At 36.6% G+C, this 15,183-nt stretch carries 11 protein-coding genes; 7 read left to right on the top strand and 4 right to left on the bottom strand.

Annotation, left to right across the window (positions count from 1 at the left end):
- Positions 1-56: 56 nt before the first annotated feature.
- Positions 57-308: a type B 50S ribosomal protein L31 gene (locus ACM6F9_RS00955; protein ID WP_002976190.1), complete on the bottom strand. Its 252-nt coding sequence runs from the start codon at positions 306-308 to the stop codon at positions 57-59.
- A gap of 184 nt (positions 309-492) precedes the next feature.
- Between ACM6F9_RS00955 and ACM6F9_RS00950 the strand changes: the two genes are divergently transcribed.
- From ACM6F9_RS00950 to ACM6F9_RS00930, 5 genes are all read left to right on the top strand, one after another.
- The gene (locus tag ACM6F9_RS00950) at positions 493-1,902 is read left to right on the top strand and encodes a hypothetical protein (RefSeq protein ID WP_414844006.1); all 1,410 of its coding nucleotides are present in this window, start codon (positions 493-495) and stop codon (positions 1,900-1,902) included.
- Positions 1,902-2,243, top strand: coding sequence for a nucleotide pyrophosphohydrolase (locus ACM6F9_RS00945; RefSeq protein ID WP_414844005.1), 342 nt, complete (start codon positions 1,902-1,904; stop codon positions 2,241-2,243). The genes ACM6F9_RS00950 and ACM6F9_RS00945 overlap by 1 nt, the downstream gene beginning before the upstream one ends.
- 113 nt (positions 2,244-2,356) lie before the next feature.
- Positions 2,357-3,583: a 3-phosphoshikimate 1-carboxyvinyltransferase gene (locus ACM6F9_RS00940; protein ID WP_414844004.1), complete on the top strand. Its 1,227-nt coding sequence runs from the start codon at positions 2,357-2,359 to the stop codon at positions 3,581-3,583.
- A gap of 78 nt (positions 3,584-3,661) precedes the next feature.
- Complete coding sequence (locus tag ACM6F9_RS00935) at positions 3,662-4,342, top strand: hypothetical protein (RefSeq protein WP_414844003.1); 681 nt, start codon at positions 3,662-3,664, stop codon at positions 4,340-4,342.
- A 247-nt stretch (positions 4,343-4,589) separates the two neighbouring features.
- Complete coding sequence (locus ACM6F9_RS00930) at positions 4,590-5,588, top strand: phosphatidylinositol-specific phospholipase C (protein ID WP_414844002.1); 999 nt, start codon at positions 4,590-4,592, stop codon at positions 5,586-5,588.
- Between the two features lie 148 nt (positions 5,589-5,736).
- Here ACM6F9_RS00930 and ACM6F9_RS00925 read toward each other — a convergent pair whose 3' ends face one another.
- The 3 genes from ACM6F9_RS00925 to ACM6F9_RS00915 all read right to left on the bottom strand — a co-directional run bounded on the left by ACM6F9_RS00925 (position 5,737) and on the right by ACM6F9_RS00915 (position 12,108).
- Complete coding sequence (locus tag ACM6F9_RS00925) at positions 5,737-7,563, bottom strand: alkaline phosphatase (RefSeq protein WP_414844001.1); 1,827 nt, start codon at positions 7,561-7,563, stop codon at positions 5,737-5,739.
- 122 nt (positions 7,564-7,685) lie between these two features.
- On the bottom strand, positions 7,686-9,194 hold the full coding sequence (locus ACM6F9_RS00920) for a RagB/SusD family nutrient uptake outer membrane protein (protein ID WP_414844000.1): 1,509 nt from the start codon (positions 9,192-9,194) through the stop codon (positions 7,686-7,688).
- Between the two features lie 25 nt (positions 9,195-9,219).
- A complete protein-coding gene (locus tag ACM6F9_RS00915; RefSeq protein ID WP_414843999.1) occupies positions 9,220-12,108 on the bottom strand; it encodes a SusC/RagA family TonB-linked outer membrane protein in 2,889 nt (962 codons plus the stop codon).
- A 397-nt stretch (positions 12,109-12,505) separates the two neighbouring features.
- Here ACM6F9_RS00915 and ACM6F9_RS00910 point away from each other — a divergent pair, with 397 nt between their 5' ends.
- A complete protein-coding gene (locus ACM6F9_RS00910) occupies positions 12,506-13,300 on the top strand; it encodes an SDR family oxidoreductase (protein WP_414843998.1) in 795 nt (264 codons plus the stop codon).
- A gap of 99 nt (positions 13,301-13,399) precedes the next feature.
- Complete coding sequence (locus tag ACM6F9_RS00905) at positions 13,400-15,004, top strand: autotransporter assembly complex protein TamA (protein ID WP_414843997.1); 1,605 nt, start codon at positions 13,400-13,402, stop codon at positions 15,002-15,004.
- The last annotated feature ends 179 nt before the right edge of the window (positions 15,005-15,183 follow it).

Below are 15,183 nucleotides of genomic sequence, written 5' to 3'. Positions count from 1 at the left end.
AATAAAAAAAGTCTTCCAAAAATTGGAAGACTTTACTATTTTTAGTTATACAAAAATTACTTAGCGAATTTTTTGTATTTGTTCATGAACTTATCAACTCTACCTGCAGTATCAACTAGTTTTACTTTACCAGTGTAGAAAGGGTGAGAAGTTGAAGAGATTTCCATTTTGATTAGAGGATACTCTTGTCCTTCATACTCGATAGTGTCTTTTGTTTCTGCAGTAGACTTGCAAAGAAACACCTCGTCGTTACTCATATCTTTGAAAACAACAAGTCTATAATTTTCTGGGTGGATTCCGTTTTTCATAATACTATTTTTAAAAAAATTAAGTTTGCTTTCGAAATAGTAATGGATATTTCTCTGCTAAATTTTAGGTTGCAAAAATACAACATTTTTTCTAAATTCCAAATACTCGATTCAATATTTTTTTATTGATAAGAAATTCAAAGTATTTTCGTTAAATTTGGAACTTACTTAAACTTTAATTTCAATGAAATTCAAATTATTACTGGCTTTTTCCTTTTGGATGTTACTTGTAGCAGTATCATGTAATAAAGATGATATAACCTTTGATAGTCCTACGCAGCAATTACGTTTTTCAAGAGATACGGTCTTCTGTGACACGGTATATCATCAGGTGCGTTCGGAAACTTATGTTGTAAAGGTATATAATAATGAAGATAAAGATATTATGATCCCAAGAGTAAATCTTGAAAAGGGTGCCGCATCATTATATAGAATTAATGTGGATGGAAAACCAGGATATGATTTTCAAAACGTTCCTTTAAGAAAGAAAGACAGTCTTTATATATTTGTTGAAATTGCTCCTCAAGCTACCGGACCTGAAGCGATTGCCGAAGACAAAGTACTTTTCACCAGTCCTGGTGGCCAACAACACGTGACATTATTTTCTGTAGTTCAGGATGCTGAGTTTTTTATCCAGACGCCTGGCAATCCAAATGTAATTACCAGTTCCACCACATGGAATAACAATAAAGCAAAGATCATCTACGGAAACCTTACCATCAACCCAAGTGTTACCCTTGATATCAACGCTGGAACTAAAGTCTACTTCCACAAAAACAGCGGAATGAAAGTTTCTTCAGGTGCTGTTTTAAATATTAATGGAACCCAGACTGATCAGGTAATTCTTCGTGGTGATAGAAATGATCCTTATTATGATACGATTCCTAAAAACTGGAATTCAATCAGAATGGAAGCCAATTCTACTCTTAATATGAATCATGCCAGACTTTTCGGAGGAACAAGAGGTCTTGATATGAGACAAACCAATGCTACTATTACTAATTCTTTCATCCATACTTTCTTTGAATATGGAATCTACGCAGTAGGTTCTACGGTGAATGCCAATAATCTTGTGATGAACAATTGTGGTTTATCCTGTATTGGTATTTTCCTTGGTGGAAAACACAGTTATACTCATGCTACTATTGCAAATTATTCTAAGACTATGAGTTCTTTCGACAGAGCAGGAATTTTTGCAGCCAATGAATGGAAGAATGATGCCGGGCAAACACAACAGGGAGCCTTGCAATTACTTGATATCAAAAACAGTATTATATATTCTGACAGGGATGATGCTGTGCATTTTGAGCAGACTCCGGGACAGCAGTTTGAATTCTTACTTCAAAATTCATTAATCAAATATACCAGTGCAACGGGAGCAGGTTTCACTTTTGATAACAATCCACGTGTGGTACAAACAACAAAGAATACCGATCCTCAGTTTGTCAATTATTTTATGGCTAAGATGAATTTAAGAGTAAAATCCACCTCTCCAGCCATAGGAAAAGGGAATACAGCTGTAGCAGCAACGGTACCTTTCGATATTGTGAATGTATCCAGAACGACTAATCCAACTATAGGAGCTTATCAATAATGGAGATTACCCAGTTACAACAGCAGGTAGATGAATGGATCAAAACCATTGGAGTAAGATACTTTAATGTACTTACCAATATGGCTATGCTGACAGAAGAAGTAGGCGAAGTTGCCAGAATCATTGCCAGAAGATATGGTGAACAAAGCGAAAAAGAAAGCGACAAGACTAAAGATCTTGGTGAAGAGCTCGCAGATGTGCTTTTTGTAACGTTGTGTCTGGCCAATCAGACCGGTGTCAATCTGCAGGATGCCTTCGACAGAAAAATGAAAATAAAAACTGACCGCGATAAAGACCGCCATCAGAATAACGAAAAACTTAAAAATGAAAATAAAAACTGACCGCGATAAAGACCGCCATCAGAATAACGAAAAACTTAAATAAGTATGAATTATGAGTTATTAATTATAGAATATTTTTAACTCATAATTGTTTAAATATAATGTAGATCATAATGAAGAAGCTAGAAAAATCAAAATTATCAGGAGATAAAACAGTACAGATCAGCGGTTCGAAAAGTATTTCGAATCGTTTATTGATTCTGGAAAGCCTGTTTAGCAATATAAAAATCGGTAATCTATCCAATTCTCAGGATACTCAGTTGCTGAAAAAAGCATTATCCGAAGATACAGACGTGGTGGACATTCATCATGCAGGAACGGCAATGCGTTTTCTTACTTCTTATTATTCTATTCAGGAAGGGAAGACAACTATTCTTACCGGTTCCGGAAGAATGAAAGAAAGACCCATCAAAAATCTGGTAACTGCTTTGAGAGATCTTGGAGTAGAAATTGAATATATGGAAAATGAAGGATTTCCTCCTTTAAAAATTATTGGAAGAAAGATCACTCAGACTTCTGTAAATGTTCCTGCCAATATTTCAAGCCAGTTTATCACATCACTCCTCCTTATTGCAGGAAAGCTAGAAAACGGTTTGATTATTAATCTTGTGGGCGATGTTACTTCAAGATCTTATATTGAAATGACACTTGATATTCTGACCAGATTTGGCATTCAAAGTAGCTTTGAAGGAAATACCATCAAAGTAGAACCTTTCACTCCTGACAATAATACTGAAGCAGTTCATTATGAGGTGGAAAGCGACTGGAGTTCGGCTTCTTACTTCTACTCTATCTGTGCATTGGGAAGAAAAACCATTCACCTTAAAAGTTTTTACAAAGAATCCACACAAGGAGATTCCGCAATTGCTGACATCTACGAGAAGTTCTTCGGAATCAAAACTACGTTCTCAGAAGATGAACATAAATTAACTCTTGAACCTCAGCCTGATTTTTCTTTCCCGGAAAAGATTGTCCTGGATATGAACAACTGTCCGGATATTGCACAAACTTTATGTGTAACAGCGGCTGCTTTAAAAATCCCTTTTGATATTTCCGGATTAGGAACCTTAAGAGTAAAGGAAACCGACAGACTTCTTGCTTTATATAATGAGCTTAAAAAACTGGGGACAGAAACAGAGATCACAGATTTAACCATTGAATCCATTAGTTTCGGAGAACCACAAGATAATATTTCGATCAAAACGTATCAGGATCACAGAATGGCAATGAGCTTTGCTCCGTTCAGTCTGATTAAAGAACTGAATATTGAAGATGAAGATGTAGTAGAAAAGTCTTATCCGATGTTCTGGAAAGATCTTGAAAGTATACTGACTCATTAACTTAACAATATAAAAGTGTGGTAATTTGAAAATGTTTTTTATTTCGGATTACCACATTTTAATTCTATCATTATAATAATGAAAACTTTCTTTTCCTTTTTGGCTGTTTTATCTGTTTCGAGTTTATCTGCTCAGAATCTGAAGAACTTTTCCGTTCCAAAAGGATATACCCAGATTGCAGAAGCCACAGGTGATCTTGACAAAGATGGAACAGATGAAATGATATTAGTCTTTGATACAAACATAAAAGCATCAGACGACCGAAATCTGGAAGGTACCACAGACTATACAAGAGTTTTCTATATTCTAAAAAACGAAAATGACGGAATCAAAGTCTGGAAAAAGAATTCTTCTATTCTTTTTTCAACCGGAACCGGATTTTACCCTTCAGACAATACGCTTGAAATCAGTATAAAAAATAACACCCTTCGTATCACCCAATCGTTTTTTACCAATTCCAGACATACTCAGCAATACAAACATACTTTCAGGTTTCAAAATGGAGACTTCTATCTGATAGGATCACTTGATCATTTTGAAGACACCTGCGATTTCAGTTTTACCAATGACATCAATTTTTCTACAGGAAAAGTAATTGTTGACAAGCACTTTTCTTCCTGTGATGATGATGCAAAAATACCTCAGGATTTTCACAAAGAGTTTACTTACAAACTTCAGAACCTCATCAGAATGGATGATTTCAAAATCGGGGAACACAAGTTTAAAGTTTCCGGGTTGAAGGAGGATTTTGTTTTTTAAGAGGGAAGATTGAAGCTGGATGCTGGAGGTTACTGTTTGACGGTTAATCTATGATAGCAGCTTTTATTGTAAATACTTTCTCTTTAAAATTGGAGTACTCTTTAACTATTAACAACTTCTCCTCTTCCATCCTCCAGCTTCAAGCTTCCTAGCTTTAAACCAACTTAATTATCTCTTAAAGTTAAATTAACTCCTTATGTTTTGATATATTCTTATTTTTAAGCTACATTAAAAAAATAAAAAAACTATGTTCAAACAAAGCATGAAACGTATGACAGCCATCACACTTGGAGTGGTTACTGCATCTATTTTTTTTTCCTGTTCAAATGACAGCTTGATTGAAAGGGATTCTAATGAAAACAATTTAGCTTCTTTTGCAAAAAATAACAACAGAGCTTCTTTAGCACCCATCGAAATGAATAGCTGGATGTCTGGTCTTCAGGATAATATTTCCCTTTCAAAAATCTCCATTCCCGGAACTCATGATTCCGGAGCACGTGTAGATACCCCTGTTGTATCAGGTACGGCAAAAACTCAAAACCTTAGCATTGCAGAACAACTGAATGCAGGAGTTCGTTTCCTGGATATACGTTGCAGACATATTGACAATTCTTTCGCCATTCATCACGGAGCGATTTACCAAAATCTGAATTTTGATGATGTATTGAATGCCTGCTATACGTTTCTTAACAGCCATCCATCTGAAACAATTATCATGTCTGTAAAGGAAGAATATGATGCTTCGAATACAACCAGAAGTTTTGAACAGACTTTTGATTCTTATGTACAGAAAAATCCTTCCAAATGGGATCTGGGTTCAAATATTCCTACGCTGGGTGCCGTAAGAGGAAAGATCAAGTTATTAAGAAGATTCTCTGCAGGAACAACTAAGGGAATCAATGCTTCACCATGGGCAGACAATACTACTTTTGATATCAACAATTCCGGGGTACAGTTAAAAGTACAGGATTATTACAAAGTAACCAACAATGATGATAAATGGAATGGAATTTCCAGCCTTCTTAATGAAGCTAAAAATGATACGAATGGTAAGCTTTTCGTGAATTTCACCAGCGGTTATAAACCTGGAATTTTCGGAATTCCTAGTATTCCTACGGTATCCAATGCTATTAATCCAAAACTTAAAACATTCTTCCAAACCAATACTCAAGGTTCATTTGGGGTAATGCCGATTGACTTTGTGAATGCTGAACTTTCTGAATTAATCGTTAAGACCAACTTCTAAATTATTATTTGTTAGATATACTCAAAGGCTGTCTCTCTTTTTGAGGCAGCCTTTTTATTATTTTCTCACACAGATTAACTTAAAAGAAAAGACTGTTTCAAAAACGAAACAGTCTCTCTTTGTAAAAGTAAAAGTATAAATTAAAAAGTTATTTTTGAATTCCGTATGCGGCCAGTATTTTATTGAAGATCTCCGTATTTTCGAACAATCCTGTAAATTCTTTTGAATTCGGTCCATAAGCAAAAACACTTGATGGAATAGAAGTATGATCATTCGTACTGAAATTTCCGAATATCCAACCCTCTTTAAGGCTTCCGTCTAAAAGCGTTAATCCTCCTGTTTCATGGTCTCCCACTACAATCACTAAAGTTTCTTTATTCTCATCAGCAAATTTCATAGCCTTCCCTACCACATGGTCGAAATCCAATAATTCTGTAACCAGCTGTTCTATATTATTGCTATGACCTCCGCCATCAGTTTGGGAAGCTTCAATCATCATGAAGAATCCCTTTTTATTATTCTTTAAATCATTTAAAGTAAGATCAAAGGCATCTGCCAACCAGTTTCCTCTTCCATTGGTTATTCTTTGTGAAGCCAGAGGATCAATAATCAAAGTACGGTTGTTTATTTTAGTTACAGATTTCAAATCCTGATACAAGTCTATTTTTGCTTCTTTGAATTTCTGAATATTCTCCTGAGACAACCCGCTTGTAGGACCACCGATCAATATTTTTGTTTTTGAAGTTCCAAAATCTTTCAGAATAGGTTCTGAACTGTTTCTGTTATCTGAATGAGCATAGAAATCTGCAGGCGTAGCATCTGTAACATCTCCCGTTGAAATCAATCCTGAAGTCATCCCTTTTTCAAAGATAATATCAGGGATTTGTGCTAGTGCTTTTCCCATATTGTCAACCCCTACAAAAGTATTTTTGGTTTTCACACCGGTTGCGAATGCTGTAGAACCTGGTGCGGAATCTGTAATGTAAGCATTGGATGAATTGGTTTTGGAAAGCCCTGTGGATTTCATGTTGAAAACATTCAGTTTTCCTTTGTTTGCTGTAAAAGCAGCATAATATTGGGGTAAAGAAGTTCCATCCGGAATAAGAAGGATCACATTCTTTACTTTTTTCTCCACACCATCTGACTGATAAGTTGGCGAATAAGTAGCGTATTCTTTTGTATTCTTATAAAAGTTTTTCGGAATCGTATTCATGAATTTTTTAAGATCCGGAATATGATCGGTATTGATGTAATCCACTCCCAAATCCATCAGATTTACCCAGGCATTCGGAAAGTCCGGAGCTCCGTAAAAACGAACAGGTTTCTGCTGAGCATGCGCTTTGTCTACAGCAGTTTTGATTTTTTGCGTTTCTTCATCCCTTGGAATTCCTTTTCCATTCCATTTTACCAGCCCCGGAAGATCTGCACTGAACATTCCTACTCTTTTCAGTTGATCTGTGGAATAGTTTTTATCTAAATCTCCATCAAAATAAAGATAGCTTGGATAATTTTTAAAATCTTCCGGCTGAGGTCTTCCTCCGGTAATAACAACTTTAATTCCTGGATTTCCGGTGATCTCAGGATATTTCTTTAATGTACTCACTAAAGCAGCCAGTGAAGTTTTATAATCCTGTTTTATATCAATAAGTAATTGAAGTTTCTTGCTGGCATCTGGATAAATATTTCCTTTGTTGAGTTTAATCTGTTTTGAAATATTGTCTAGATAAAGATTTTCCAGTGTTCTGTCTCCCGAAAGTTCCTTTTCGGTATGAGCCACCCAAAGTTTTCCGTTTACCAGAAAAACATCTGCTTCAATAGATCCGAAATTAGCATAATAAGCCTGCCAGAAAGGGATCTCCTGCATATAGTCATTATGAGAATGTGCATTCCCAACATTGTAATGTAAATAATTCTGTGCCTGATTTTTAGAAAAAACAGCAAGAGCCATTACAGCCAGTAGTTTTGATAGTTTCATTCTTAATATCATTATTTTTTTATAGGCCCAACAAGCCGGCCTATCTCCATTTCTTTGAAAAAAACTATATCATCACAGAAACTTCTGCAATGATATAGTGGCTTATATAAAAGATTAAAATGTTACCAGCCTTCATTTTGTTTAATGATCCCGTGACTGTTTACGATTTCAGCCTGTGGAACTGCCCAAACATTATGTATAGCCGGATTAAAGTTTCTTGCTGCCCACACTTCCTGTCCATTGATACCGTGCAGAGGCTTCGCATAAGCTGCCTGCGCATCTCCCCAACGTACAAGGTCTCTGTGCCTGTCTGCCCATTCACCTGCCAGTTCGCAACGTCTTTCATGTTTCAGGTCGGCCATTGTACATCCATTTTTCGCGGTTAATCCTGCGCGTAATCTAATCATATTGATTTCCTGATCTGCAGATTTCCCCTGCATCAGTGAAGCTTCTGCCTTGATAAGGATTACCTCAGCATAACGCATAATCGGAACGGCAAGATCTGTACATGGATAATCTCCATTGGCACTCACGTGACCACTGTTCAGCTGATATTTGAAGGCATCCATATATTTATTGAACTGATATCCGGTAAGAGAATTGGTAGAAGCATATGTTCTTACCTTTCCGTTAAAAGTAAATTGATCTCCGGTTTTAAGGATGGTAGTACTTCTTCTAAGATCTCCGGTTTCGTACTCATCATATAATTCCTTAGTCGGTTGGAAATATCCCCATCCGTTGTATTCTCCCCATCCTTTATTTTCAAGCATTACGCCTGGAAGAATACTTCCCCATGCTGTAAACTTAGGTGTTCCCGGAATAGACCAGATGTATTCTGAGCTGTAATTATTATCTGCTTTAAAAACATCAGCAAAATTTCCCAACAAGGCTCTGTTTCCTTTGGTCATTACTTCATTGGCCCAGAACTCCGCATTTTTCCAGTCTTTCATAAACAGATATACTTTTGCTAGCAATGCCCAAGCTGCTGCTTTATGAGGTCTTCCGTAATCTTTTGCGGGAAGTTCTGCCTGTGTAGGTAATAATTCTGCAGCCTTTTTCAGGTCGTTCACAATGTAAGTGTAGTTTTCCATTACGTTGGCTGCTCTTGGAATCGGGTTTGGATCCGGATCTTTTGAACGGTCAATAATCGGAACCCCAGCTTTTTCGTTTCCGTAAGAATAAGCCAGCTCAAAATACATTCTGCTGCTCATGAATAAAGCTTCTCCAAGGTATTTATTTTTAATAGCCTGTGAAGTTTGAATATTATCAACATTACGGATGACACGGTTAGCCACTCCGATTACATTATATCTTTTGTTCCATTGCGTTTCAAGATCACCCGCTGCGATGTAATTACTGCTGAAATTTTTAGCATTATCAGCCTCACTCTTCGCTCTTCCGGTTACCATATCATCACTGGCATTGATGAACCAGAATAATCCTCTTCCATAAAACTCTCCATCGAATAAAGGTTTATACATGGCATTTGCTCCGGTAATCAGGTCATTTTCGGTTTTCCAGAAACTGGCTTCTGTAGGCGTTCCTTCCGGCTGAACATCCAGCTCTCCTGTACATGACAAAAGCATAACGGATATTCCTGATATTAAAAATATTTTATTGAAAAATTTCATGTTCTTTCTTTTTGTTGGTTAAAAATTATAATCCGATCTCCACTCCAAAGATGAATGAGCGTGCCTGAGGATATCTTCCGGTATCTACTCCGTAAGAGTTCATTCCTACTTCAGGATCAAATCCTGTATATTTTGTAATCGTAAACAGGTTGTTGGAAGTCATATAGATTCTCACTTTGTTTACATCCAGCCTGCTGTACAATTCTTTCGGTAATGAGTAACCAATGGTAAGATTCTTCAATCTTAAATAAGATCCGTCTTCCACATAGAAATCTGACACTTTAGAATAATTACCACTAGGATCACCGTGTACCAGTCTTGGAATATCGGTATTGGTATTCTGAGGAGTCCATGCATTCAGAATATCTTTGTCCATATTATAATTCTGTCCTGTTCCACCTGGGTTCAAAGAAATAAACTTCATCCCGTTGAATATTTTATTTCCGTATACTCCCTGGAAGAATAAATTCAGATCAAAGTTTTTCCAGGTCATGTTGTAAGAGAATCCATAAGAGAATTTAGGATATGGGCTTCCAAGATTGACGAAGTCATTATTATTAAGAACTCCTGTATTTCCTTCTTTTTTCAGGAATTTAATATCTCCCGGTTTTGCATTCGGCTGGATAAGATTTCCGTTAGCATCTTTATAGTTGTTGATTTCTTCCTGAGTCTGGAAAATTCCGCCCGTCTTATAACCATAGAAAGAATACAGAGGATCACCTACTTTTACACGGGTTGGTTTCAATACTCCTCTTACTCCATTATCATTGATAAAGATCTCATCCACATTGGCAAGCTGTTTCACCGTATTTTTTAGTTGACTCATTGTAGCACCTACTGAGAAAGTAAAATCACCTGAAACGACCTTGTTATAATTGATTCCTAATTCAAATCCTTTATCCTGGAATAATCCTGCATTTACATACTGATTATTATACGTTGCCGTACTTGGTAAGCTTACATTGAAGATTTGATCTTTAGAGTTCTTCACAAAGTAATCGAACTGTAAGGAAAGACTGTTGTGAAAGAATGAAGCATCCACCCCGAAGTTGGTCTGCTCAGATTTTCCCCATTTCAAATCCGGATTCGGACGTGTAGTAGCATAATAAGCAATATTCTGAGAAGGATCCTGTCCGAAAATGATATTATTGTCTCTGGTCATCAATGGGTTCACAGCTTGTGGTGAAATTCCTCCAAGGTTACCCAGAATACCATAACTTCCTCTCAGTTTCAAACTTGAAAGCCAAGAAATATCCTGCATGAAGTTTTCTTTCGAAACCACCCACGCACCGGAAACCGCATAGTAATTGGCAAATCTGTTCTGCTTTGCTACAAGTGAAGAACCATCACGTCTTCCCAATAAACTTACGATATACTTTCCTGCATAGTCGTAGTTTACTCTCGCCAGATAAGAAACCAAAGATTGTTTGAATCTGTAACTGGAAACATCTTTATTGGTATCCGCAGCGTTCTGAAGGTGTTGGAAAACCTCAGCTTCACTTCTGAAATCGTACGATTTTGCAACAAAACCATCATCAATTGTTTTCTGGAACGTAAAACCTCCAAGGAAATCAAAATTGTGCTGTCCCGCAGTGATTTTATAGGTAAGTAACTGCTCTGCAAGTGCTGTAGATGAATTATTAGACTGATATTCTAAATTATTGGTATCAAAAATTTTCCCAACCTCCAGTACCCTGTAGGTAAAGTTTTTTACAGTACCCAATTTAAAAGTCTGTGAAAAATTGGAACGGAATTTTAAATTTTTAGCCAATGTAATTTCCGCATATGGATTGATCAAAATCTCATGAGTAGGGTTTCTGATACTGATTCTTTGAAGATAAGCCACCGGATTGATCATATCCCCATATCCTCCTGCCACATCAATCGGCAATCCTGAAAATGCACCATTAGGAGTGTATACCGGAACATTGGGTGGATAATACATAGCAGCAACCAAAGCTCCTGTATATCCACTCTTGGTATCTGCTGTGTTTCCGTCGGAATAATTATAGTACATATTTTCTCCGATCGTCAGCCAGTCTTTTACTTTATGTTCAGAATTGACTCTGAAATTGTATCGTTTTGCCTGAGTATTCAGTAAGATTCCTTCCAGGCTTCTGTGATTCATCCCTACAAAATATCTGGATTTCTCACTTCCTCCGCTTAGGTTCACATTGTATTCCTGAATAGTTCCGGTTCTGAAAATTTCTTTCATCCAGTCTGTTCTGGTAATTCTTCCGTCCGGATATTGAGTAGGATTAAAAGCTATAGGTAAGCTTCCCAGTTTCCCTGCATTTTCATAGGCCTTGTACATCACATCCTGAAACTCTGCTGCATTCAGAGATTCTTTTAGCCTCCATGCCTCATTGATCCCGTATTTAACATCAAAATCTACTGTAAGATTTCCCTTTTTCCCTTTTTTAGTGGTAATAAGAATAACCCCTCCTGAAGATCTTGCTCCATAAATAGCTGCAGAAGCATCTTTAAGCACAGAGATATCCTGAATATCGTTGGGATTAATAGAAGGAGTTCCGTTAAAAACCACTCCGTCTACTACATAAAGAGGAGTTTCTCCATTGATTCCTCCCAAACCACGAATATTTACCTTAGGTGCTCCGTTAGGATCTCCACCTTCGTTCACTACAGTGACTCCGGGAGCTTTACCCTGAAGCACTTCTCCTACACCAGACAGAGATCTGGAAGTAAGCTTATCCAGTGAAGCCTCCGAAACCGCGCCGGAAACTTTACTTTTTTTCTGTGTTCCGTACCCTACAACCACAATCTCGTCGATTGATTTTTCTTTTAAGCTGTCTTTTTTCTGAGCGAGGAACATCGGTGAAGCTGATATTGCACCAATAAGTAATACCCTACCCGTTAAATATGTTACTGAGACAGGGATTTTAAATACATTCATGATCTCCTTTTTGATTAGGTGCAAAATTAGAACAGCCTGCTCCCACACCTCATTAAGGTTTTCTTATGTTTTTATTAAGAAATTTTAGCTTTTTTCAGATACCTCCTACCACAAAATAAAAATAAACACCTGTTTTACAGATATATAAGCAATTAAAAGTAATCATTCCACTGATATTCTATGCATAACTCAGATTAACTTTATTTTAAGTTTATCATCAATCCGGGACAATAGATCAAGAAATCATTAAAAATTATTTCAGGAATAATAAATAACTGAGTTCATTTTTCTTTTTTTACATTTGCTGAAAATAGATTTTACTTTTGAATACAGACCTTAAAAAACATTTGGATTTGCATCAGAAGAAAAATAAAACATTAAAAATCATACGAATTCAATGACCATCATTATTACAGGAACCTCATCAGGAATCGGGTTTGCCTTAGCCGAATATTTTGGTAAAAAAGGACATAAAGTATACGGATTAAGCAGAAAGCATACAGAAAGCCAGTACTTCAAATCTATCCCAACTGATGTGACCGATAATTCCGCAGTTCAGAATGCTGTCGCTGAGGTTTTAAAAACAGAATCCAAGATTGATGTTCTCATCAACAATGCCGGGATGGGAATGGTAGGTGCTGTAGAAGATTCTACGAAAGAAGATATTTTAAAATTGTTCAGCCTGAATCTTGCCGGCCCTGTACAGATGATGAGCGCCGTTCTTCCGAACATGCGTGAGCACAAATTTGGAAAAATCATTAATGTTTCCAGTATCGGAAGTGAAATGGGACTGCCTTTCCGTGGATTTTACTCCGCATCAAAATCGGCATTGGATAAAGTAACGGAAGCAATGAGGTATGAAGTATACCCTTGGAATATTGATGTATGCTCTCTGCATTTGGGAGATATTAAAACCAATATTGCAGACAATAGAGTCATTGCACAGGTTTCCCAGCCTTACAAAAATGTTTTCGACAAAGTGTACGCGCTGATGAATTCTCATGTAAATGACGGCACTGAGCCTTTGGAAGTAGCAGAATACATTGAAAAACTTTTAGCAAAAAATAAATGGAAAGCTCATTATTATTTTGGTAAATTCGGGCAGAAAATCGGGGTTCCTTTGAAATGGATTCTTCCACAGGGAACTTATGAGAATTTGATGAAGAAATATAATAAACTGGATAAAAATTAGTTGATTGATAAGGCGCATTGCCATTCTGAACAGAATGAAATGCAGTGAAGAATCTTTTGTATTTTTATAGAGATTCCTCTTCATATTCAGAAGAATAAATTGAAATTACTTTTAAAAATATTTTTTGTACTGTTCTGCGTTTTCACACAAGCGCAGAAGAAGCAGTATTGGCTGATCGATACAGAAACCAAAGTCAGAAAAAAAGTAAAAGATTCCACTTCTGCTGTAAAGTTCCTGGATTCTTTAGCTCAAAGTAATTATTTTTTCACCAAGCTGAAAGATGTAAAAGTAAAAGGTGACAGCACTGAAATTTTCTATGACAAAGGAAAAAATTTCAATGAAACCTATGTTAACCTTACAGATTCTCTGGTTCAGAAACTGAAGATTCAGAAAGATTTTTTCACCAAAAATTTAGACTCCACCAAGAAAAGTATCAACAAGACTTATATTGATGAAGGCTATTCTTTCAGCAGAATCAAATCAAAATATAAAGGTCAGAAAAACGGTTATCCGATCGTAGAACTTGACATCAATAAGAATGATAAAAGAACGATCAATAATTTTGTTGTTAAAGGATATGAAAAAGTTCCTAAAAGATTTATCAAAAATCTGGAAAAGGAGTTTAAAGGTAAAAATTATGATGACAAAAACCTTTTGGCTATCAACAAAACGTTTCAAAGTCATCCTTTTCTGACTCTCGAACGGCAGCCACAAACTTTATTTACGAAAGATTCCACCAGCATTTATCTGTTTCTGGAAAAGAAAAAGACGAATACCTTTGATGGAGTGATTGGTTTCGGAAATGACAAGAGCTCAAAGTTTACGTTAAACGGAACCATGAATGTCAATTTCAGGAATATGTTTAATGGTTTTGAAACGGTCAATTTATACTGGCAGAGAAACCCGGATAAGGGACAGAATTTCGATCTTCGGGTGGACATTCCGTACCTGTTCAAATCAAATGTCGGAATGGATACAAAAGTAAATATCTACCGACAGGATTCTACGTTTGCCAACGTAAAGTTCCTTCCAGCTTTTTATTACCATATCAACAACCGGAACAAAATAGGTTTGAGAGCAACTTTGGAAACCTCTACTATTATTGATACGCTGTACGTTCAGGGGAAAGATTATAACAAACGCGGAATCGGTGTATGGTTTGAAATGGTAGAGCCTACCGATATTGATCTTTTTCTTTATAAAACAAGGATCAATGCAGGATATGACTTCTTAACAACCACTTACTCAAAGAATAACATCAAAGCGAACCAAAACCAGTTTTATTTCTTTGGGGAACACAATTACCATATCTCAGGGAATCATTTCCTGAACATTAAAGGAGAAGGAGCTATGATGGATTCTAAAATAGAATTTTCTGCCAATGAATTATACCGTTTCGGGGGCTGGAATTCTATGCGGGGATTCAATGAAAACTCCCTCGCCGCCGACTTTTTCTACTACGGAAGTCTGGAATACCGATATCTGATCGGAAATCAGGCATTCTTCGATGTTTTTGGGCAATACGGACAGCTCAATAATAAATCATTGAATGTAAAACCCAAACTCTACAGTGTTGGGCTCGGTTTCAATTTCTTCATTCCTATCGGGCTGATGAGTTTCCAGCTGTCTAATGGTAACGAATTTGGTAATCCTTTTAAGTTTAATGATATCAAAATCCACTGGGGAATTCTGAGCAGGTTTTAAAAAAGAAAGGAAGAGAGAAGCTGGAGGTTGGAAGTTATCGGAGTCTTGGTTTCACAATCTGTTTCTTTCATGAGATAAAAGTTTTTCTTCAAAAATTTATTACTGAAAATTTCAAGTCGTTGACAATACCACTATAACCTCCAGCCTCCCTCTCCCAGCTTCCTTCCTACCTTATATTA

Origin of the sequence: Chryseobacterium sp. IT-36CA2, from assembly GCF_949767875.1 — a bacterium.
Lineage (GTDB): Bacteria > Bacteroidota > Bacteroidia > Flavobacteriales > Weeksellaceae > Chryseobacterium.
Note: the sequence above shows the minus strand (reverse complement) of the source record. Positions and strands in the feature narration are given on the sequence as shown.